Below are 21254 nucleotides of genomic sequence, written 5' to 3' on the forward strand. Positions count from 1 at the left end.
CCGATGCGCCGAAGATGAAGGTCTTACGGTCACCGTCGCGATCGGAGCTGTCGCCCGAGCCGCTGCAACCCGCGATGAGGGCAGCAGTAGCCGTCAGAGCGACAACCGGGCGTAGTTTGCCGGTTATACGCATTCCGTTCTCTCCTTGGTTGTCCCAGCGTTGGGGGCGCGCCGCGGTCCGGTCGGGCGCCACCCCGCCCCGTGTCGACGCTCGCCGGTCGGTCGCCCTGGTTAAGGCGCCGGTAGCCGGTTTACCGCCGGCCATGTGGAAGGACCTAACCATGTCAGAGCTCGTGTGCGATGTGCAATTGCACTATCGTATCTGAATCGTGATCGAGTCCTGGTTTGGCTCATCGATAGGGATTCTGAGCTGTCATGGAGGGGGATCACTGCCTAGCTGAAAGGGTGTTGTGAGAGGTGGTGGGTGACACTACAATATTACTGCCTCGCTCAACTCTGCCCGAGGCTCATGCGTGTCAACGGGGGCCACGCATCCACCACCCCCGAGAGGAGACCGCATGGCTCTGAACGGCAGATCCAGGCGTCGGCTGGGTGCGGTGACACTCGTCGCCGCCCTCGCTGTCGGCGCCATCGTCCACCCGCAACCCGCCGGTGCGACCGTGCCCGAGTACAGCCCGAAGATCACCCCGCTCGACCCCCAGGACTGGGACAACCAGTACGACCTCACCTGGGAGGACTTCAAGCCGGTCCCCGGCATCGACTGGACCGACCCCAACCGGCAGCCGACCGTCGACAAGTGGAACGCCGCACTCGTCGTCCTCGACTACCCGAACATGCCGTTCCAGATCACCCAGCCCGAGGGTTCGACGATCTTCGGTAACCCGATCGGCGTCGGCGACATCCCGCGCGACGACGTACCGGAGTTCTATCGCGACCTGCTCAACAAGCCCGGCAAGCTCAACCACGGCCAGACGCTGAACTCGTACTGGATGGAGGTCTCGTACGGCAAGTACGGCGTCGACCTCACCTCGTACGGCTCGTACCGGATGCCGCGTAACCACTTCGAGTACGGCAACGCGCCGTACGGCGACGCGGAGAGCTGCCCGCCCAACTTCACCTGCAACGGCAACTTCGCCCGCGACGCCCGCGCCGCCTGGGTCGCCGACGTCGGTGAGGAGGTCGCCAACTCGTACGACCAGGTGTTCTACATGGGCGCCGGCCTCGACGAGTCGACCGCCTGGCAGGTCTTCGGCGAGATGATGTTCAACGGGCCGGAGGACGTGCCGGACGCGTGGGGACCGCCCGCGGAGTTCGACCCCGAGAACAAGATGCCCAACGCGATGAAGACCCGCTACATCCCGTGGACGTCCTGGGCGGCCGGCTCGTTCACCTGGGCCAGCGCCGGCAACCGCTCGGGCAACATGGCCGAGTCGTCCGGCACCGCCGGGTACGCCCACGAGTTCAGCCACATCCTCGGCATCGGCGACAACTACAACGGCGCCTTCGCCGTCCCCGCCCAGCGCACCTTCACCGGGCAGTGGGACATGATGAGCCAGGGCTCCTGGAACGGCCCGACCGGCATGCACACCCGCTGGAAGGTCCCCGCGGACGGCGGCTCCACCGTCGGCCCGCACCACAACATCCGTAACAAGCTCCAGCTCGGACTGATCTCCGAGGCCGACATCGTCGACCTGAGCCGGGAGGGCCTGAAGCAGTCCGGGCTCGTCGTGGCAAAGGTCCGTGCCCGCGCCGCCGGGCCGCTGGCCGACGAGCTGCTCGGCGTACGGGTCACCCTCGACGGCGCCGCGCCGGTCGACCGGACCCCGTCGTGCCACCCGTCGACCGGCGGCGTCAACTGCGCCGGCAACAGCGACTACACGCACTACACCATCGAGACGGTGCAGCAGATCGGCGTCGACTCGTACATCCCCGGCAACGGCGTCATCATCAACAAGACCAAGCCGCGCGCCACCAACTGCGGCACCGCGACCTGCTTCGCCTGGACGATCGACCCCAAGCCCGAGGACATCGGGATGGTCGACTTCTACCAGCCGGACGGTACGCCGCGGATGGTCGTACCCGGTGACCCGCGCCAGCTCAACGACGCCACCTTCAACGTCGGCACCAACTCCGGCACCGAGTTCGAGTGGGTCGACCCACACAACCGGCTGCACTTCTACATCATCGACCTGAACCACGACGCCGACGGCGTACGGACGTACACCGTGGGTGTGCGCTCGCTCGACGGTGCCGGCCCGCACACCCGGGGCGTACAGGTCAACGACGGCAAGGCCGGCCGCCACAAGCCCGGCAAGGCCGCCCGGTGCACCTTCCCGGTCATCAACTCCGGCAAGCCGGTCTCGTTCGACCGCGCGACGCACCCCACCGACGTCAAGGACATGGCGCGGGCCGACATCTACCGGCTCAGCGTCACCACCGAAGGCGCCGGCTGGGACGCGGAACTCTACAACGAGGTCACCGCGATCCCGTTCCACAAGCGTGACAGCGTGACCGTCTACGTCGCGCGGGAACCCGGCTCGACGCCGACCGCGACCGTGTCGCTGACCGCCGTCTCGGAGAGCGACCCGACGGTGCGGGCGACCGCCACCTGCACGGTCAAGGTCTCCGACACCGGACAGCGCTGACCGCACCCGGCGGGTGCCCGGTGACCCCGGGCACCCGCCGGCCACGATCCCCGTGATCAGGGAGTATGCCGGGCGGGTCGCCGGCGCGTCGGGCCGCGAACTCCCTGATCACGCGGATCTATCCGGGACAGGGACGACGGTCGATGATCGAGCACAATGGACTCTCCCGGGATCGTGCCGCAACCCCTCCGGGACCGGGCGGCACCGGCCGCCTTCCTCTTAGCGTTTCCCCTGCCACCACAACGGTGGGCAGAGCTGAGAGGAAGAACGATGAAGCGACTGCTGGCGCGTACCGCCGTCGTCACCATGGCCGTGGCCTTCGGCGCCGCACTGGCCGCCCCGGCCCAGGCCGACCCCTACTGTGACCGGCCGATACCGCCGCCGGCCTGCGACCCCGGCTACGAGCCCGAGCCCACCGTGCGGGACAGCGCCGCCCGTGGCTCGCTCGACGGCGTGACCTACGTCGGCAACGCCGTCCGGGTCGGCGGCTGGGCCGCCGACGCCGACAGCGGCAGCAGCCCGCTGCTGGTCGACATCTACATCGACGGCGTGTTCAAGCAGACCCTGACCGCCAACACCTACCGGCCCGACGTGGCGCAGGTCTACCCGGCGTACGGCGCCTACCGCGGCTACGAGGCCACCATCCCGGCCGGGCTCGGCACCCACCAGGTGTGCGCGTACGCGATCAGCGTGGTCCCGTCCGGCGCCAGCCACCCGGGCAACCCGCAACTCGGCTGCAAGACGTACACCGCGACGCTGGCCGCCCCGACCAACCTGCGCACCGTCTCCCGCAACGCCGACGGCACCGCCCAGTTCGCCTTCGCCGACAACTCCGTCGAGGAGACCTCGTGGGAGCTGACCGTCAAGACGCAGCACTGGGGCAACCGCTGGGACCCGCGGCTCGGCGTGAACATCCCGTACGCCTACTACAGCACCCGGACCGTCACCCTGCAGCCGCACGCGGGCACCGGCGAGCGGACCGTCACGGTGCCGGGCATCGGTGGCAGCGACTGCGGCTTCACCCTGCGGGCAGTCGCCGGCACGTTCCGCAGCGCCCTGGCCACCAGCGGCTGGTGCTGACCCGCTGAACCCGTACGTCCCGGCGCCCCGACCCGAGGCGCCGGGACGTCGGCGTACCCGGTCGACGCGGGCCGGCGACGGTCAGGACGGGCAGACGAAGCGGGCGTCGGCCCAGATCGCCGAGGCGCTGCCGGTCGCGCTGGTCGCCACCAGGTCGACGACGGTGGCGGCGGGGATGCCGATGTCGATCTGTTCGGCGGTGTCGACCCGGGTGCGTGGCCCGGACCCGTAGACGGCCTGCCCGTCGGCGTGCACCGTGAACGTGACCTCGACGTCGTCGGCGTCCGCCTCGGCGACCGCGATCACCGCCCGCAGCTGCTCGCACCCGGCCGGCGGGGTGACCCGCAGCCGGCTCGGCGCGGCCACCACGACCGCGTTGGGATAGGTGGCACCGTCGACGTCGACCGCACCGGGGCGGGTACGCGGCTCCGGCTCGGGCTGGTCGACGGCCGGTGTGCCGTCGACGACCAGCAGCATGTCCGACAGGTAGCGGGCGTTCTCGGCCTGGACCTGCTCGTTGCCCACCGGCCCGGGTACGACCCTGGCCGCCGCGACCGCCAGCCCGACCGACACGGCCGCCACCGAGGCGACCATGATCCGGTTCCAGCGCACGGCGGGGCGCGCCCCCGGCACCGCCGCGACCGGTGGTTCGGCCGGGACCGCCGGAACCGGCCCGGCCACGGCGGTACGCCCGACCGGCGCCGCGACGACCGGCACCTCCGTGGCGGCTGCCCCGACGGCGGGCGTCCCGGCGCCGGGCGCCCCGACGGCCGGGCCGCGCGGGGCCGACGGGCGGGGCAGCAGTACGGGCCGCCGCCGGGCGGCCAGGTCCTCCATCCAGCCGAACAGGACGACCGCGATGCCGATCAGCAGCCAGACGAGCGCCAGCCGCAGCACGATCTCGGTCACGCCCGGCTCGAAACCGCTCGGGGTGAACAGGAGCGCGGCCAGCAGGGCGGCCGGCATGTGCCACAGGTAGATCGTGACGGCCCGGCCGTTGAGCAGGTCCACCACCCGGTCCAGCGGCTTGATCCGTTCGAGCCATTCCAGCCGGGGCCGGAACCGCAGCACGGTGGCGACGAACGCGATCGACCACAGCGTCTTGCCGGCCGGGATGCGGTTGAGGTCGAACGTGCCGGTCGTGGTCAGCGCGGCGACACAGACCCAGCCGGCGCCGGCTACGGCGAGCACCCCGACCCCCATCGCGTACCGGCGGGCCGGGATCCGGCGCAGCAGGCCGTCGTGGTGGGCGAAACCGAGCATCCACAGCGCGAGGTAGGCGCTGACGTGGTCGGCCTGCTCGGCGAAGTAGCCGCCGATGGTCACCACGTCGAACAGCATCGCGACCGGCAGCAGGACGGCGCCCGCCAGGCTCGGCCACGGCCAGCGGCGGAAGATCGCCAGCAGGGCCGGCGACAGCAGCACCAGCCACAGGTAAGTCGTGATGTACCAGAGCACGGCGACGAAGGTCCAGGCCCACGCGTCGCCGCCGACCGGCGGCACCCGGGCCGGGAACAGCCACCAGAGCAGGTCGGCCCAGCCGAGCGTGGTCGGCGGCGGGGTACGCCAGCCGGCGTACACCAGCAGGCCGACGGCGACCACCCCGAACGCCCAGATCGGCGGCAGCAACCGGCGCAGCCGGGCACCGACCGCCCGCCGGCCGCCCCGGTCCAGGGACCGGGCCATGAGGGAGCCGCCGAGGGTGAACATCAGGCCCATCGCCGGGAACAGCAGGGTCAGCCAGGCGCCGCCGAAGATGTGGTAGTAGACCACCCGTACCAGCGCGGCCGCCCGCCACAGGTCGAGGTAGCGGTCGCGGGCCACCGGCGACCGGTGAGCCTCGGCCTTCTCGCCGGGGGATGCCACGGCTGTCGCGTCTGGTGACGAGGTCATCGGTGCCTCCTCCACTGCCTCTTTTCGCGGAGCAGCCTGCCAGGGCGCGGGAGTGGCCGCCCGGCGCGCGACGGCGGCCGGTTTGACAGGCGGCCCCGTTCGGCTCGCTGTCGACCGGGGCGGCGGACGGCGGGACGGGGCACGACGATCCAGCGTACGGGGGCCGTCGGCATCCCGGCCACAAGCCGCTGACCTGCGGCTATGTCGTTACCGATGAGGTGGTCGGGCAGGGGGCGGGACCGGTCGTGGCGGGTCGGGGAGGCGGCCCGTCCCGCGCTCACGGCAGCGTCGGTGGTCGATGGGTGGGACGACGGGACGGTCAGAGCGGCTAAAAGGTGCGATCCTTATCACATCAGCGTGGAACGCCCACGGCGTGGCGCGTCCGGGCAGTGGCGGCCGGCGAGGTCGCCGGGGTGGCGGGCCGCACGTCCCGGTACGCCCGGCACCTGCCCTGCTCCGAGCCGGCGAACTGACCGGATCCGCCCCTGGGCATCTGCGGGTCGGGGGCGGCGGAGCATCCGACCGCAACCCGGGACATGGCGCCGGCGGGAGGTGATTGCTGTCTCCGGTCGACCGCCGGCGGTGTGGCGATCGTGAAGGCCGCAACGCCGAACCATGAGCGGCGCGTTTCGACGCTTCGGTGGCGTGCGGCAGCGTGGTCGCCCCCGTCACGTTCCACAGTGGTCGCACCCGGGGTTCGGTGCTCTGAGGCGGGCAGCCGTTCGGCCGGGCCACCTCGCCGAGATCCATGGCGAGCGCGTCGGGTTGGGTCAGGACCACGACCATGAACGGCCCCGGTCGACGACCGGGCCGCCGGGACGGTCGCGGTCGGCGCGGTGTCACCCGGGTTCGATCCGGCGAGTTGGTGGGTCCGGCTGCGGGCGTTGGGGGTCCAACGTAGAGTAACTGTCACCATTCGGGGGTGCGACAGGGTCCGCGGCCGGGGCGCCACTCGCCCCGGTGGCACAGGTTACCGACGTCGGTGCTGTTCAGGGCTGACCGGGCGACGGTAATTTGTCCGCCGGCACTTATGTCAAAGGCTTTTTCCGGTGACCGTCGGCTCGGCCGGAGCCCGTGGTCACCTCATGCAGACTCAACGGAGGATCTGATTGCGGTGAGTTCCTACACCATCACCATCGCCCCGGACGACACGTCCCAGGCGACCACGACACTTCGCATCGACGTCACAGGCGGCGCCGCGCGCATCACCGAGCTGCTGGTCCGGCCGTCGGAGGGGGCTGGGCTGACCGCCAACCAGCTTCCCGCCGTCGACCTCGACCTGCTGCTGCGCGCGGTGAACCCGTCGGCGGCGACCACCGCGATCACGCCCGCCGCCGCGACGATCGCCGCCGAGCCGGCCGTGGAGCCGGTGCCCGAGGCGCCGGCCCCGGTCGAGGTGGACGCCGAGGTCGAAGCCGTGGTCGAAGCGGTCGAGGAGCCGGCCGGGCCGGTGGCCGACGTCGCCGGTGCTCCGGTGCCGCGACCGCGCAAGGCACCCGCCGCCCGCCGGGCGACGAAGAAGGCGGCCCCGGCCACGCGTACCCGGAAGGCCGGCAAGAAGGCGGCGGACACCGCCGAGGACACGGACAAGGCCGGCCGGGCGGCGACGCCGAAGGCCGGTCGGGCCAAGGCGAAGAAGGCCGCGCCGGCCGCCAGCGGGCGCAACTACCGCCGCTCGCCGGAGGATCTGGCGCTCGTGTTGCAACAGGCCGGCAGCGCCGGCGCGATCGCCGACCACTACAACGTGCCCCGGCACACGGCGCAGGCGTGGATCCGCACCCTGCGGCGCCGCGAGGAGCAGGCCGCGGCGGCGGCCACTGCCACCGCCGAGTAGTGACCGACCCGCCGGGTCCGGGGTCGTCGACCCCGGACCCGGCGGCGGTCAGCAGCGGGTGTGCCGCGCGCTTTCGCGTTGGGTGCCGGCCGTGACCGGTGCCGCGGACTTGCCGGGTACGGCGGGCGCCGGCGGCGCGACCGCGCCGGTGGCGGCCGGAGCGGTCAGGTCGAGGCTGGTACGCAACCGGACCGGCTTGAGCAGCAGCGCGGCTCCCACTCCGACGACGGCGATGCCGGCGCTGATGGCGAAGATCAGCCCGGTGGCGTCGCCGTAGGCGGCCTGGACCACCTCGCGGGCGGATTCCGGCAGCGCGGTCGTGTTGAGGCTGCTGGTGTCGGCGCCGGCGCCGGTCAGGCCACCACCGATGTTGGCGGCGACCCGGTTGGCCAGCACCGCGCCGAGCACCGAGACGCCGACCGTGCCGCCCAGCGAGCGGAAGAACGCCACCGCGGAGCTGGCCGCGCCGAGTTCGCGCAGCGGCACGGTGTTCTGCACCGCCAGCACCAGGTTCTGCATGGTCATGCCGACCCCGACGCCGACCAGTGCCAGCCCGACGCCGACGAACCACAGCGGTGTCTCGTGGTCGATGACCGCCAGCGTGGCGAACCCGCCGACCAGCACGACGGTGCCGGTCACGATGTACGGCTTGATCCGGCCGCTCCGGCTGATCAGTGATCCGCTGACCGTCGACGAGACGAGCACGCCGGCCATCATCGGGATGGTCAGCAGGCCGGCCTCGGTGGGCCCGTAGCCCCGGCCGGTCTGGAAGTACTGGCCGATGAAGACGGCGCCGCCGAACATCGCCATGCCGACCGCGGTGCTGGCGACGATCGCCAGCAGGGTGTCGCGGCGGCGGATGATGGAAAGCGGCACGACCGGCTCGGCGGCCCGCCGTTCGACCTGTACGGCCCCGGCGAGGATGGCCAGCCCGCCACCGACCATCGCCGCGCTCTGCCAGGACAGCCACGCGAACGGCCCGCCGACGAACGACACCCAGATGAGCAGCAGGCTGACCCCGGCGGCGATGAGCCCGGCGCCCAGGTAGTCGATGCGGACGCCGGCCCGGGGTACGTGCGGCAGCCGCAGCGTCTTGTGCAGGACCGCGAACGCCAGGACCGCCACCGGGATGCCGGCGAAGAAGCACCACCGCCAGCCGAGCCAGGAGACGTCGACGATCAGGCCGCCGAGCAGCGGGCCGCCGACGGTGGCGACGGCCACGACCGCGCCGACGTAGCCGTTGTAGCGGCCGCGCTCGCGGGGCGGGATCATCGCGGCGATGACGATCTGTACCAGGGCCTGGAGGCCGCCGACGCCGATGCCCTGGAACGCGCGTGCGGCGATGAGCTGACCGGCCGTCTGGGCGAGTCCGCTGACCAGCGATCCGACGACGAACAGCACGATGGCGACCTGGACGACCTTCTTCTTGTCGAACAGGTCGGCGAGCTTGCCCCAGATCGGCGTGGTGGCGGTGGCGGTGAGCAGGGTCGCGGTGACCACCCAGGTGAACTGGGTCTGGGTGCCGTTGAGCGTGCCGATGATCAGGGGCAGCGCGGTGGAGACGACGGTGCCGCTGAGCATCGCCACGAACAGCACCAGCAGCAGCCCGCTGAGCGATTCGAGGATCTGCCGGTGGGTCATCGCGGGAGCCGGTGGTGGCGGTGCGGCGGGCGGTGCGATGACGGGTGTGGCGGCGGTGGAACTGGCGCTCATCCGCGCTGCCTCCATAACGGGTCGTGGCGGTCGGAACAAGGTTGCCACGATCTTGCTCAATGCGCAAAGTTGCTCAGTGGGCAGCTTTCAGGGAAGGTGGGTATCGTGCACGCCGTGGAGACCGGGCAGATCGCGAACGACGCCGGACGGCCGCGGCAGGCGTGCGACGCCCCCGCCGGCCCCGACGGCCAGGGGCTGCGCGACCGGAAGAAGGCCGCGACCAGCCTGGCGCTGCACCAGGCGGCGATGCGGCTGGCGATCGCGCACGGGCTGTCCGAGGTCACCGTCGAGGCGATCGCCGACGAGGCCAACGTGTCGAGGCGCACGTTTTCCAACTACTTCGCGAACAAGGAGGACGCGCTCCTCTACGAGGACCGCGTCCGGGTGCGCCGGCTGCTCGACGAGGCCCGGTCCCGCCCCGAGCACGAGACGGCGTGGCAGGCGCTGCGCCAGGTCGCGGCCTCGCGCTACGCCGACTGGGACGAACTCGATCCGTGGTGGGTCGCCCAGACCCGGCTGATCCGCCTGCACCCGTCGCTGCGGGCCCAGCAGATGGCCGTACACGCCAACACCGAACGCGAACTCGCCCAGGAGATCAGCCGGCGCACCGGTGACCCGCTCGCCGCCCGGCTGATGGTGGCCGCGTTCCTGTCGGCACAGCGGATCGCCGTCGAGACGTGGCTGGAGGGCCAGGGGGCCCGTCCCCTGGCCGAGGTGATGGAGCAGGCCCTCGACCTGGTCGGCCGGAACTTCGAGTAGCGGCGTTCGTCGGCCCGGTCCGCTCGTGGGCGGTGCCGGCTCAGCCCGGCCCGGCGCCGGCCGGGTCCGGTCCGGCCACGCCGAGAACCGCCGCCGACAGCGCCGCCACCGACGGGGTCGGCGGGCCGGCTTGGTGCAGCAGGATCACCTCGACCTCGCCCAGCGGCGGCAGGCGGTGGCCGGCGGGCATCGGCACCAGGCCGGGCGGGACGAGGCCCCGGGAGTGGGCCAGCACCCCGAGCCCGGCGCCGGCCGCCGCGACCAGCCCGCCCAGGCTGCCGCTCACGCAGGCGAACCGCCAGCTCCGGCCGGCGCCGCTCAGCGCGGCCAGGGCCTGCGCCCGGGAGATGCTCGGCGGGGGATAGGCCACCAGCGGGACCGGTTCGTCGGGGTCCAGCCGCAGCCCCGGCGCGCCGACCCAGACCAGCCGGTCCCGCCACACCAGCCGGCCGCGGGACTGCCCGGCGAGCCGCTTGGCGAACAGCAGATCGAGTTCACCGGCGTCGAGTCGCTGGTGCAGCGAGCCGCTCAGGTCGACGGTCAGGGCCAGGTCGACCAGCGGATGGCTGCGCCGGAAGTCGCGCAGCACCTGCGGCAGGTGGGTCGCGACCAGGTCGTCGGAGACCCCGAGCCGCAGCCGCCCGCGTACCGGCTGGGTCGCGAAGTGCCGGCGGGCCCGGTCCTGGGCTTCCAGGATGTCGCGGGCGAAGCCGACCAGTGCCTCGCCGTCGACGGTCAGGTCGACCGCGTGGGTGTCCCGGGCGAACAGCGGCCGACCCACCTCCCGCTCCAGCTTGCGGACGTGCTGGCTGACCGTCGACTGGCGTACGCCGAGTCGCTCGGCGGCCCGGGTGAAGCTCAGGGCCTGGGCCACGGCGAGGAAACTGCGCAACTGCACGGCGTCGTACATCAGCCGAAGGTTATCGCACCACGTGATGACAGTCAGTTGGCTGATCGCCTTTTCCGATCACCATCGCCGGCCGCAGAATAGGTGCCGATCCGCGAAGGAGCAGGTCGGGGCCGTGACGACCAGGGGTGGTACGCCACCGGCGCCGACCCGAGGAGAGGGGATGCGCGCAGTGCGGTGGCCACGGTGGCTCGTCATCGACCCGTTCATCGTCGCGATGCTCGCCCTCGTCGTGGTGGCGACCCTGCTGCCCGTACGCGGCACCGCCGCCGACGTCGCCGGCACGATCGCCAAGATCGGGGTCGCCGTGCTCTTCTTCCTGCACGGTGCCCGCATCGCGCCCCGGGCCGCCCTCGCCGGTGCCCGCCACTGGCGGCTGCACATCGTCGTACTGCTGCTGACCTTCGCCGTCTTCCCGCTGCTCGGCATCGCCGCCGGCCTGCTCGTACCCACCCTGCTCACCAACGACCTGCACCTCGGGCTGCTGTTCCTGTGCGCCGTACCGTCCACCGTCCAGTCCTCGATCGCGTTCACCTCGATGGCCCGCGGCAACGTACCCGCCGCCGTGTTCAGCGCGTCGTTCTCCAACCTCGCCGGGATCGGGATCACCCCGCTGCTGGCCGCCGCCCTGCTCACCGGGACCGGCGGCGTCTCGCTGACCGGCGGCGCCATCGGCGCGGTCGTACTGCAACTGCTCGTGCCCTTCGCCGCCGGGCAGCTCTCCCGGCGCTGGACCGCCGACTGGCTCGGCCGGCACAAGCGGTTGACCGGCATCGTCGACCGCTCCTCGATCCTGCTGGTGGTCTACACCGCGTTCAGCGCCGGGGTCGTCGCCGGTGTCTGGCAACAGGTCTCGCCCGGCCGGCTGGCCGGCCTGCTGCTCGTCGTGACCGCACTGCTCGCCACCGTGCTGGGCCTGGCGTACGGCGTTGCCCGGCTGCTCCGCTTCTCCCGCGAGGACCGGGTCACCATCGTCTTCTGCGGCTCGAAGAAGAGTCTGGCCACCGGCCTGCCGATGGCCACCGTGCTGTTCAGCGGGGCGAGCCTCGGGCTGCTCCTGCTGCCGATGATGCTCTTCCACCAGATCCAGCTGATCGTCTGCGCCGCCCTGGCCCGAGCCTGGAGCACCCACCCCACCCCCGATCCCGCCCACCCCGCCCCCGACCCCGCCGGTCCCGACTCGTCGATCGAGGACTCGTCGCGGGTGGATTGCGACAAAACCCCCACGATTAGCCCTTGATCAACGCGAGCGGGCGGAGACCCGTACGGTGTCGGAGTGACAACCAGCGTCCACGTCACCTGGTGGGGCCACAGCACGGTCTGGATCGAGGACTCCGGCGTACGCGTGCTGACCGACCCGGTGCTCGGCAACCGGGTCGCACACCTGCGCCGGATGCGCGGCCCGACCCCCCGGCTGCCCGGCGCGCCCGACGCCGTACTCGTCTCGCACCTGCACGCCGACCACCTCGACCTGCCGTCGCTGCGCCGCATGCCGCCGCACGTCACGATCGTCGTGCCGGCCGGCGCCGGCACCTTCCTGCGCCGGGCGCTCGGCGCCGACGTCCGCCACGTCGAACTCGCCCCCGGCGAGGAGACCACCGTCGACGCCCTGCGCGTCCGGGCCGTACCCGCCGCCCACCACGGCGGCCGTGGCCCGTGGTCCCGGCACCGGGCGCTGGCCGTCGGCTACACCGTGCACGGCGCCGCCGACACCTGGTTCGCCGGTGACACCGGCCTGTTCGACGAGATGACCGAACTCGGCCCGCTCGACCTCGCCCTGATCCCGGTCGGCGGCTGGGGGCCGACCCTCGGCCACGGCCACCTCGACCCGGTCACCGCCGCCGAGGCCGTCCGGCGGGCCGCGCCCCGGCATGCCGTACCCATCCACTTCGGCACGTTCTGGCCGGTCGGCATGACCCGGGTACGGCCGTACATGTTCCACGAGCCCGGTGCCCGGTTCACCCGCCACGCCGCCGCGACCGCCCCCGGCACCAGCGTCACCGAACTCGTACCCGGCGCCAGCCTGACCCTGGACCCGCCCACGTGACCGATGTTCTCTACGGGCTGCCCTGGCTGCTCGCGGTGGTGGCGTTCGGCGCGGTCATACCGGTCGTGCCGACCGGCGCGGCGGTCAGCGCCGCCGCCGCGCTCGCCTTCCACGAGCACCCGCTGACCACCGTCGTCGTCGTGCTGACAGGCGCCGTCGGCGCGTACGCCGGCGACGCGGTCACCTACGTCGTCTGCCGCTGGGGCGGGGAACAGTTCGCCCGCCGGGTACGGTGGCTGCGCGCCGGCCACCGGCTCGACGAACTCGCCGAGCGGCTGCACGAGCGGGAGATCCCGGTGCTGCTGGTCTCCCGGCTGCTGCCCGGCGGGCGCATCCCGGTGCTGCTCACCATCGCCGTGACCGGCCTCGACTGGCGGCGGTTCGCGCTGGCCAACGCCCCCGCCTGCCTGCTGTGGTCAGCGGTGTACGCCAGTATCGGCATCTTCGGCGGCGCGATCTTCCCGAAACCGTGGCAGAGCGTCCTCGTCGCGGTGATCGTGGTGCTGCTCGTCACCCAGTTGATCAGCCTCGCGCAGACCCGCCGCGGGCACTGACCGCTCGCGCAGCCCGAGCTGTTCCAGCCAGCCGACGAGCTGCCGGTGGACGCTGTCCGGCCCGACCAGCTCCGGCTCGTCGATCCGCCACCCGATCGGGTGCAGCAGCACCGCGTCGGTCTGCCAGCCGCCGAGCCCGCCATGACTGCCGACCAGCTCCTCGAACGCCGCCACCTCGTCGGTGCCGGGGTCGATCGCGCTGATCAGCACCAGGTCGCCGACATGGTCGACCTCCTGGTGCCGCAGCAGATCGCCGCGGGCCCGCGGCCCGTAGCCCTTCAGCGGGTCCTCACCGGTGACCACGCCGTCCCGCAACCGGTGCTCGCCCCGGTGCCCGACCGCCACCGGCCCCCGCTCGCCGTCGGCGACGACCACCAGCCCGATGCCCGGATGAGCGGCCAGCCCGGCCACCAGCCCGGGGTGGGCCGCCTCGATCCCGGCCCGGTCCACCTGCCCCGGACGATGGGGGAGGTAGATCATCGCCAGGTTGCCGGACGCCACCACCACCGAGTCGGTCTCCGGGCGGGCCGCCGTACGGGTCTCCGCCCCCGCCGGGCCCAGCGTCACCTGCCGGTCCGTGGTCCGTGACCGCATCGCCGCCCGGGTCGCCGCCGCACCCGCACCCGGCTGGCCGGCGATCTCGGTGAGCAGCGTGTTCACCGGTCCCCAGGTCTCGACCGCACCGGTCGCCGCGGCGGCCCGCGGCGGCTGCTCCCGGTCGGCGCGGCCTGTCCACAGGCCGTCCCCGAGCCGGTGCCCGACCGGCCGGTGCCGCGGGCGGCGCGGCCGGGCGGCCCGCAGCGGCGGCGCCGACCCGACGGCCGCCCGGTCGGCGTCCGCGTCGACCGGCCGGTCCGTGGTCGTGCCCGGCGCCGGCTGGTCGACCTGGGCCGGCCGGGTCACCGGCGCCGGCTCGGCCTGGTCGGTGTGCGCGACCGGGACCGCCCGGTCCGGTGCGGGCAGCCCCTCGGCGGGCTCCGGGGCCGGCTCGGGCGTGGCCAGCGTGCCGGTCAGCCGGCCGACGAGCTGGGTGAGCGTCTCGCCGTACCGCTGCTGGAACGTCGCGCCCTGGCTCTGCCCGTGGTCGGACAGCACCACCAGGTGGTAGTCACGGTCGGCCTCGACCGCCAGCCGCTGCAGCATGCCGAGCATCTGGTCCAGCTCGGTCAGCGCCTCGAGGGCCTCCGGCCGGGCCGGGCCGGCGTGGTGCGCCACCTCGTCGTAGTCGACGAAGTCGCAGAAGATCACCGGGGCGCCGCGGGCCATCTGCTCGGCGATCAGCGTGACGTTGAGGTCGCGCAGCAGGGCGGTCAGCGGTCGCAGCGCGAGGAACGCGCCGGCCCGCCCCACCCGTGGCCGGATGTCGCGGCGCCGCTGGATCCGGGCCTGGTGCACCTCCTTGAGCATCCGGCCGAAGCCGAGGACGATCGCGCGGGTGAAGCCGTACGGGCTGGTCATGAACGCCGCGTAGCCACGCGTCCGGCGCCCCGGCAACGCCGCCCGGCTGATCGTGAACAGCGTGATCGGCGCGTCGCCGGAGAAGACGTTGCTGATGCTCACCCCGCCGTCGCGCAGCAGGCCGTTGCCGTCCGACAGCCGGCGCTCCACCACCGCCGCGTCCCGCGGCCGGTTGGTGACGATGAGCCGTTCGGCGTCCTTCTCGTACCAGCGGAACGCCGGCACCGACCGGGCGTCGCCGTGCAGGATGCCGGCCTGGCCCGCCGGCGTGGTCGCCGGCAGCCCGGTGTGCCAACTCGTCAGGGTGTGGCTGCGCGACCGCAGCCAGCGGCCGATGTTGGGCAGGTTGCCGGCCTGCACCGCCCACCGCAGCAGCGGCGTCGGCACCCCGTCGAGTTGCACCACCACCAGGCCCGGCTCGCCCCGCCCGGCCGGTGCCAGCCCGGACCGGGCCCGGACCCGCCGTACCCGGCCCATCAGCCGCAACGCCTCGGCGGTGAACGCGTCGTCGGTGCCGGCGTCGGCGAACCAGTTGACGACCGCGGCGAGCGCGACCGCGATCCAGGCCGCGGCGAACGCGGCCGGCAGCCCGGACAGGTGCGAGGCCGGGTCCAGCCGCAGCGCCACGTACATGACGATCGTCTGCACACTCGCCCCGACCAGCAGCGCGCCGAGCCCGCCGAGGACCGTCGCCAGCGCCAGCAGCAGCGGCCGCAGCAGCGCGCCGACCACCGCCACCAGCACGACCAGCCACAGCATCGCGACGACGCCGTTGACGTTGACCCCCGGCATCAGCCACAGCGTGCCGCTCAGCACGAGAAACGACGTGACCATGCTGCGGACGAGTTGCCGCAGCCGGGCCAGCGTCGGCCGCCAGCCGCGCAACTCCCGCAGGAGCTGCCGGATCAGCCCCGAACGGTCGGCGTCCGGGGTGGGCGTGGGGGTCTTACGTGACGTCACGCCCCACCATGACACAGCGCGACCCGGTCATGATTGACGACACCGCGAGCGCGGCGGGCGGTGTCGTCACCAGCAGCGACCTGGCGGATCCGGTTGCTCACGACACCCCCGTCACGGTTGGGCGGCGGTCAGTTCGGCCAGTTCGCGCAGCACCTCCGAGGCGGTGACCGGGTCGAGTACGCCGAACGGCAGCCCCTTCGCGCGCCAGCGGCCGAAGTCGCCGCGCGGTGCGTTGTTGATCCACACCTCGGAGAGCTTCTGCTCCTTCCACTCGGTGACCAGCCCGACGATGATGCCCGGGTCGAGGTCGACCACCAGCGTGCGGTTGCCGGGCAGGGGCCGTTCCATCCAGCACTGGACGCCGCCGTCCATCGGCTCGCCCCGGCTCCAGCCGCGCCGCTCGAGGGCGAGCACGGCCGTGGTGGGGACCGTGATCCCGGCCACGGTGGCCAGTTCGGTGGCCTTGCCCTGCTCGTCGGTGAGCCGGTGCACCTCGCGGCCGAGCTGTGGGAACGGCTGCACGATCTCGTAGTCGGCGAACAGCTCCGACCAGGCCGGCAGCGCCTCGCCGAGGTGCATCGGGTGGGCGATGCCGACCGAGGCGTCGTCGGCGAGGGTCAGCGTCTCGTCGTCGGCGTCGGCCAGGGTACGGTCCTCGGCCACCCGGAAGCCGGTGACCGTGCCGGCGTCGTCGTAGATCGCCCAGACCAGCCGGCGCACGATGTGCCACAGCAGCGGATGCCCGACGAACAGCTCCCGGAACTGGGCCCCGGTCCACCGCCGCTGGGTGACCATCGCCCGTTCCAGGCGGCGGATCTGGTCGGCGGCGATGGTCCGGACGTCCTTCTTCAGGCCGGCGAACCGCTTGTACGCCTCCGGGGCGAGCGACTCGTCGTCGCGTACGCCCGGCTTCGGCAGCTCCTTGCGCCGGTGCCCGGCGGTGTCGGCGACGTACGGCCGGAGCTGCTCGTCGAAGCCGACGACGAACCGCCGTGGCCCGTAGTCGAGGGTGAGGCTGCCGTCGGCGTCGAGCCCGAGGTCCGGCACCAGCCGGTCGGCCAGCTCCTCCGGGCTCAGCCCCAGGTCTTCGGCCACCTCGGCGATCTTCTCGGCGGCCCGTTCCTTCAGCCCCTTGAACTTCACCTTCTCGGCGATGCTGTGCAGGTGCATCAGGGCGACGTCGGTGCCGATCGACGCCAGCACCGACAGCCCGGACACCGCCCGGCCGTGCGCCGCCTCGCCCGGCCAGGCCCGGATCAGCGGGGTGAGCCGGCGTACGGTGTCGTCGTCGCCGATCAGCCCCAGCGCGTCCAGCGCCCAGATCTCCTTCGCCGGGGCGCCGACCGACAGCCAGCGCTGGAACAGCCCCCAGCCGAACTCGGCCAGCGACACCGAATCGCAGAGGTCGCGTACGACGTCGACCCCGGCGTACGTCTCACCGGGCCGGGACAGCGCCAGCGTCATCATCAGGTGGGTGACCGCCGTACGGGGCAGCGCGTGCCGACGGTCGCGCAGCAGCACCGGCGGCAGCATCATCGGGTCCGCCCAGGCCGGCACCACCGGCAGCTTCGGCGGCAGGACCGCCAGCGGGTCGGTGGCGACCAGCGTGGCGATCGCGGCCCGGGCCGGCTCGCCGTACGTCCCCGCGGCCGCCAGCACCCGTTCCCCGTGGCCGGCCGTGTTGATCGCCCACAGTGCGGCCTCGGCGTTGCGCCGGGCCGGTCCGGCCTTGCCGAGCGCGTCGGGCACCAGGGCCCGCGCCGCCACCTCCGGGTGCCGGGTCAGCCAGGCCAGTGCCGGCCGGCGGGCCGACTTCAGTCGTTGCAGCCACTGCGCGATCAGCGGGGCGGCGGCACTGCTGGCGTACGGGGCGAGCAGTTCCGCGACGGCGGTCGGGGCGGTGGGGGCCATCCGCAGGATCGCCGGCAGCGCGTCCAGTTCGTACCGGCCGGCGAGGACCCGGCCCCACTCGGCGGCGTCCCAGTTGTGGGTGGGATGCCAGTTGGCCAGCAGGGGGCGGACGATCTCCTCCGGGGCGCCGATCATCAGACCGACCCGCAGGTGGTGGCGGAGGTTGCCGGCCAGGTAGGCGTCCCGGGTCTGTTCCCAGGTGCGACCCTTGTCGGGCGTCGTCGCGATCCAGTTGCAGTGGGTGGCCAGCCACTCGTCGCGCTCGCCCGGCCGCCAGGCGACGGCTGCCTCCTCGACCGGCGTCAGCCCGGTCACCACCACCGGCCGGGCGGTCGACCGTGCCGTCCACGGCGGGTTGCGCAGCAGTTCCGGCAGCAGTTCGGCGGGGGCCTCGGCGACCCGCGCGGTGTCGTCGGCGAGCGCGGCCAGATGGGCCCGGTCGGCCTCCGGCAGGTCGGGCAGTGTCGCGGCGACCAGTTCGGGGTTGCCGGAGACGTGCATCCGCAGCAGGTCCGCGAGCAGCCTCGCCTTCGCCGTCTGGCCGGTGGCTGCGGCGGGCATCAGGCGCAGCGCGCGGACCGGGAACCGGACCATCGCCTCGGTGAGCGCCGGCTGCGCGTAGCGGCTGTCGATGCGGTCCAGCAGGGTGGCGAACGCCTCGTCGGTGGGCAGCGTCGACAGCAGCGTGTAGAGCCGCTTCTCGCCGTCGGCGGCCATGTGGTCGCCGAACCAGGCGATGTAGGTGGCGACCGGCGCCGGCCCGACCGCTTCCAGCACGGTGGCGAGGTCGCCGAAGGTGGGATCCCCGTGTCCCTGCAGGCGGCCCGCGATGAACGTCTCGAACTGCTCCCGGGTGTACAGCGACCAGAGCAGCCGCGACCGGTTGACCGTGCCGGTGAGGTCCTCGTCGACCCAGTCGGTGCGGGTCGGTACCAGGTAGGAGGTGGTCACCCGCTGCACGACCAGCTTGTCCCGGTATTCGGCGATCACCGCGGTCGCCTCGAGGTAGTCGTCGTCGGTGGCCGCCGCGAGCAGGCTCCGCATCCGTACCGTGATGGACTCCGCCGGCCACTTCCACACCGACCTGGCCTCGTCATCGGTGATGGGGCGGACCAGGACGTCCCTCATGTGGAGCAGCCGCGACGACGGGCTGATCGCCAGCCCGTAGACCTCCAGGGTGGCGCGGGCGGCGAAGGTGGTCCCGCGGACGGCCGTCCACGCGTCGGCGAAGGCCCGCAGCTTGTCCTCGTCGGACCAGGTCACCGCCTTCGCGACGGCGGCGGCGACGGCGGCCGCGCCGCGCGCCGTCAGGGCCGGGTCGGCGAGCCCGGCCCGCAGGCCGTCGCGCAGCACCGGCTCGACCTCGGCGACCAGTGCCGGGTCGGCGTCGGCACGGGCGAACATCCGCTCGATCTGCTTCCGGTGGTTCTCGAACAGGGTTGCCGCCACCCCGACCGCCCTGCGGTCGACGGTCGTCGAGCTGGCCAGCCCGCCGCGGCGCGGGTGCATCCGGCGCCGCCAGGCGACCGGGATGACGAGGGTGTCCTCGTCGGGCCGGGACTGCGGGCCGGCGTCGTCCGCCCCGGCGTCGTCCGCCCCGGCGTCGTCCGCCCCGGCGTCGGCTGCCCCGGCGTCGTCCGCCCCGGCGTCGGCTGCCCCGGCGTCGGCTGCTCCGGCGTCGGCTGCCCCGACGTCGTCCGCTCCGGTTTCGGCTGCTCCGGTGTCGCCCGGCCCGGCCGGGGCCGCTTCGGCGGCGTCGGCCGCCGCCGCTACCGGCGCGGTGGGGGAGGACGGCGTCCCGCCGGCCTCGACGTATCCCTTGCGGACCTTCTCGGCGACCAGCCGGTCGGCGTGCGCGATCGCGGCCTGCTCCGACCCCAGGTGCTTGACCTGGGTGCGGCCCTCCGTGCCGAGCCGGCCGTAACTGACCGTCACCGACGAGCCGTTGCGGTCGATCCGCCAGAACTTCGCCGAACCGCCGTCGACGAACTCGAAGTCACGCACCCGCTGCCCCCTCTTGCCGCCACCTGATCGTCGGCCGCACTGTAACGACGCCCTGCGACATCCGGTCCGACGCGTGCTCCGGGCCGGGTCCTACCATGGGCGCGGGCCGCCGCCCGCCGACGCACCACACGAAGACAGGGGACAGATGGTGAAGTCCGCCGACGCCACGCAGACGCGGCCGGTGCCCGTGACCCGCCGCCCCGACGGGTCGCCGGCCGGCCCGGACACCTTCGAGCGCGGCGGCCACCTGGTGCACGTCGACCGCCGGCTGAGCACGGTGCTGCACCGCCGGCCGGCCGGTATCACCGGCAACCAGTGGTCGTCGGCGCTGCGGACCCGGCTCGACTACGTCGTACACGAGGCCGGCGGTGGCCCGGCGCTGGCCGGTATCCGGTTCGAGGACCCCGGCCGGCGGGAGGCGGACGCGTCGCGGACCGACCGGATGACCGGCACCGTGTGCGCGGCGGCCGGGTTCGGCCTGGTGCGGTTCGAGTCGGCGGCGCTGCCGCCGGTCGCCCGGCGGATCGTGGAGTACGTCCTCGACGCCCGCGCCTTCCAGCGGGCCACCGCCGATCCCGCCGGTGACCCGCCCGACGGGCTGCCCGGTTTCCGGGACATCCTCGGCCGGCTGCCGGACGGCCGGACCGGGCACGTCAACGACCTGGGTGCGCTCGCCCGGGCGGCGGCCGTCGAGGCGTACGCCGGCCGGCAGCTCACCGATCCGATCATCCGCGACCTGCACGTACGGTGGACCGACGGGCCCGCCGAGGGCTGGGCCTGGGTGGAGGTGCGCGCCGGGCTGTCGGTCTTCGAACGGGTCCGGGTCTGGCAGCACGGCTTCTCCTGCGGCGTCGACCCGGGGCGGTTCGCCGCCGACCTGGCGGTGATGGCGGTCGGCGAACGCCTCAAGAACCTGTCCACAGTGGAACCCGAACTCGTCGCCCGGTCGGCGCTGGCCCGCGAACTCGACGGGTTGCGCAGCCGCCACGCCGACCTGGCCGAGCCGTTCGCCTTCGCCCACGTCACCTTCGACTGACGGGCGCCCCGGCGGGGCAAGACTCGGGCCCGCCGCTCATGATCGTTAGTCGAGGAGCCGTACGACACGCCGTCCTCGTGCAGCTCAGCAGCAGACGATCATGTCCCGGTCGGTGCTTCGGGGAGCGCCGCCGGGCAACCCGTCACGGGCGGGCCGGCCATGCCCGGTCGAAAACCGGGTACCGCTCCGACGGTCCCCGGCCGTCCCCGCCGGGCAGGACCGAACCGTGGAAGGTCGCGCCGTCCAGGCCCAGCGAGTCGTCGTCGCCCGGGCCGGCGTCGGGTCCGGGGCGTTCTTCGATCCGGAACCTCCCGCCGAGCCGGACCGCCACCGAGTGGGCGACCCCACAGACGTCGGCCTGATCGATCGTCTCTCCGCGCAGCGCGAGTTGCGCGTACAGCTCACACGCCACCTCGTCGCGAACGCGCGCCAGGTCGGGTGGGATCTGATCATCTTCGGACGCTGGGCGATAGCTCATGACGTCCACGGTCG

13 protein-coding genes and 1 pseudogene are annotated in these 21254 nt (G+C 73.2%); 8 read left to right on the top strand and 6 right to left on the bottom strand.

Translation table 11 applies throughout. The annotated features are described in order from the left end of the window. Nucleotides 1–557 precede the first annotated feature (557 nt). Complete coding sequence (locus QCD66_RS12855; protein ID WP_375736052.1) at nucleotides 558–2606, top strand: M6 family metalloprotease domain-containing protein; 2049 nt, start codon at nucleotides 558–560, stop codon at nucleotides 2604–2606. A gap of 270 nt (nucleotides 2607–2876) precedes the next feature. Then, entirely contained in the window at nucleotides 2877–3686 is an 810-nt protein-coding gene (locus QCD66_RS12860) for a hypothetical protein (protein WP_375736053.1), read from the top strand. 81 nt (nucleotides 3687–3767) lie between these two features. Here the strand turns inward: QCD66_RS12860 and QCD66_RS12865 are convergent, their stop codons facing one another. Then, nucleotides 3768–5579 (bottom strand): acyltransferase family protein, encoded by a 1812-nt coding sequence (locus QCD66_RS12865; RefSeq protein ID WP_375736054.1) that lies wholly within the window; start codon nucleotides 5577–5579, stop codon nucleotides 3768–3770. A 1114-nt stretch (nucleotides 5580–6693) separates the two neighbouring features. Here QCD66_RS12865 and QCD66_RS12870 point away from each other — a divergent pair. Next, the gene (locus QCD66_RS12870) at nucleotides 6694–7413 is read left to right on the top strand and encodes a hypothetical protein (RefSeq protein ID WP_375736055.1); all 720 of its coding nucleotides are present in this window, start codon (nucleotides 6694–6696) and stop codon (nucleotides 7411–7413) included. Nucleotides 7414–7461: 48 nt separating this feature from the next. Here QCD66_RS12870 and QCD66_RS12875 read toward each other — a convergent pair whose 3' ends face one another. Next, entirely contained in the window at nucleotides 7462–9054 is a 1593-nt protein-coding gene (locus QCD66_RS12875; protein ID WP_375736059.1) for an MFS transporter, read from the bottom strand. Nucleotides 9055–9231: 177 nt separating this feature from the next. On the opposite strand from QCD66_RS12875, the gene QCD66_RS12880 reads away from it, so the two are divergent. Continuing rightward, nucleotides 9232–9885: a TetR family transcriptional regulator gene (locus QCD66_RS12880; RefSeq protein WP_364217624.1), complete on the top strand. Its 654-nt coding sequence runs from the start codon at nucleotides 9232–9234 to the stop codon at nucleotides 9883–9885. A 40-nt stretch (nucleotides 9886–9925) separates the two neighbouring features. Here QCD66_RS12880 and QCD66_RS12885 read toward each other — a convergent pair whose 3' ends face one another. Continuing rightward, nucleotides 9926–10795: a LysR family transcriptional regulator gene (locus QCD66_RS12885; RefSeq protein ID WP_375736056.1), complete on the bottom strand. Its 870-nt coding sequence runs from the start codon at nucleotides 10793–10795 to the stop codon at nucleotides 9926–9928. Between the two features lie 160 nt (nucleotides 10796–10955). Here QCD66_RS12885 and QCD66_RS12890 point away from each other — a divergent pair, with 160 nt between their 5' ends. The 3 genes and pseudogenes from QCD66_RS12890 to QCD66_RS12900 all read left to right on the top strand — a co-directional run. Next, complete coding sequence (locus tag QCD66_RS12890; RefSeq protein WP_375736057.1) at nucleotides 10956–12032, top strand: bile acid:sodium symporter family protein; 1077 nt, start codon at nucleotides 10956–10958, stop codon at nucleotides 12030–12032. 36 nt (nucleotides 12033–12068) lie between these two features. After that, the gene (locus QCD66_RS12895) at nucleotides 12069–12839 is read left to right on the top strand and encodes an MBL fold metallo-hydrolase (RefSeq protein WP_357534720.1); all 771 of its coding nucleotides are present in this window, start codon (nucleotides 12069–12071) and stop codon (nucleotides 12837–12839) included. Between the two features lie 65 nt (nucleotides 12840–12904). Continuing rightward, nucleotides 12905–13222, top strand: a pseudogene (locus tag QCD66_RS12900) (DedA family protein); the annotation flags it as partial. A gap of 33 nt (nucleotides 13223–13255) precedes the next feature. Here the strand turns inward: QCD66_RS12900 and QCD66_RS12905 are convergent. Further along, nucleotides 13256–15811, bottom strand: a complete 2556-nt coding sequence (locus QCD66_RS12905) for an alkaline phosphatase family protein (RefSeq protein WP_407567138.1) — start codon at nucleotides 15809–15811, stop codon at nucleotides 13256–13258. A gap of 111 nt (nucleotides 15812–15922) precedes the next feature. Continuing rightward, the gene (locus QCD66_RS12910) at nucleotides 15923–19726 is read right to left on the bottom strand and encodes a DUF4132 domain-containing protein (RefSeq protein WP_407567139.1); all 3804 of its coding nucleotides are present in this window, start codon (nucleotides 19724–19726) and stop codon (nucleotides 15923–15925) included. A gap of 145 nt (nucleotides 19727–19871) precedes the next feature. Here QCD66_RS12910 and QCD66_RS12915 point away from each other — a divergent pair, with 145 nt between their 5' ends. After that, entirely contained in the window at nucleotides 19872–20762 is an 891-nt protein-coding gene (locus tag QCD66_RS12915) for a hypothetical protein (protein ID WP_364217635.1), read from the top strand. Nucleotides 20763–20904: 142 nt separating this feature from the next. Here QCD66_RS12915 and QCD66_RS12920 read toward each other — a convergent pair whose 3' ends face one another. Next, nucleotides 20905–21240: a hypothetical protein gene (locus QCD66_RS12920; protein WP_364217637.1), complete on the bottom strand. Its 336-nt coding sequence runs from the start codon at nucleotides 21238–21240 to the stop codon at nucleotides 20905–20907. Nucleotides 21241–21254: the final 14 nt, after the last annotated feature.

Source organism: Polymorphospora sp. A560, assembly GCF_045781765.1.
In the GTDB taxonomy this organism is placed as follows: Bacteria; Actinomycetota; Actinomycetes; order Mycobacteriales; family Micromonosporaceae; genus Polymorphospora; species Polymorphospora lycopeni.

What these genes read in the sequence shown, in the direction of transcription:
- QCD66_RS12865 (WP_375736054.1), bottom strand. Translation starts at nt 5,579, where the DNA reads ATGACCTCGTCACCAGACGCGACAGCCGTGGCATCCCCCGGCGAGAAG.
- QCD66_RS12885 (WP_375736056.1), bottom strand. Translation starts at nt 10,795, where the DNA reads ATGTACGACGCCGTGCAGTTGCGCAGTTTCCTCGCCGTGGCCCAGGCC.
- QCD66_RS12920 (WP_364217637.1), bottom strand. Translation starts at nt 21,240, where the DNA reads ATGAGCTATCGCCCAGCGTCCGAAGATGATCAGATCCCACCCGACCTG.
- QCD66_RS12860 (WP_375736053.1), top strand. Translation starts at nt 2,877, where the DNA reads ATGAAGCGACTGCTGGCGCGTACCGCCGTCGTCACCATGGCCGTGGCC.
- QCD66_RS12890 (WP_375736057.1), top strand. Translation starts at nt 10,956, where the DNA reads ATGCGCGCAGTGCGGTGGCCACGGTGGCTCGTCATCGACCCGTTCATC.
- QCD66_RS12915 (WP_364217635.1), top strand. Translation starts at nt 19,872, where the DNA reads ATGGTGAAGTCCGCCGACGCCACGCAGACGCGGCCGGTGCCCGTGACC.
- QCD66_RS12875 (WP_375736059.1), bottom strand. Translation starts at nt 9,054, where the DNA reads ATGACCCACCGGCAGATCCTCGAATCGCTCAGCGGGCTGCTGCTGGTG.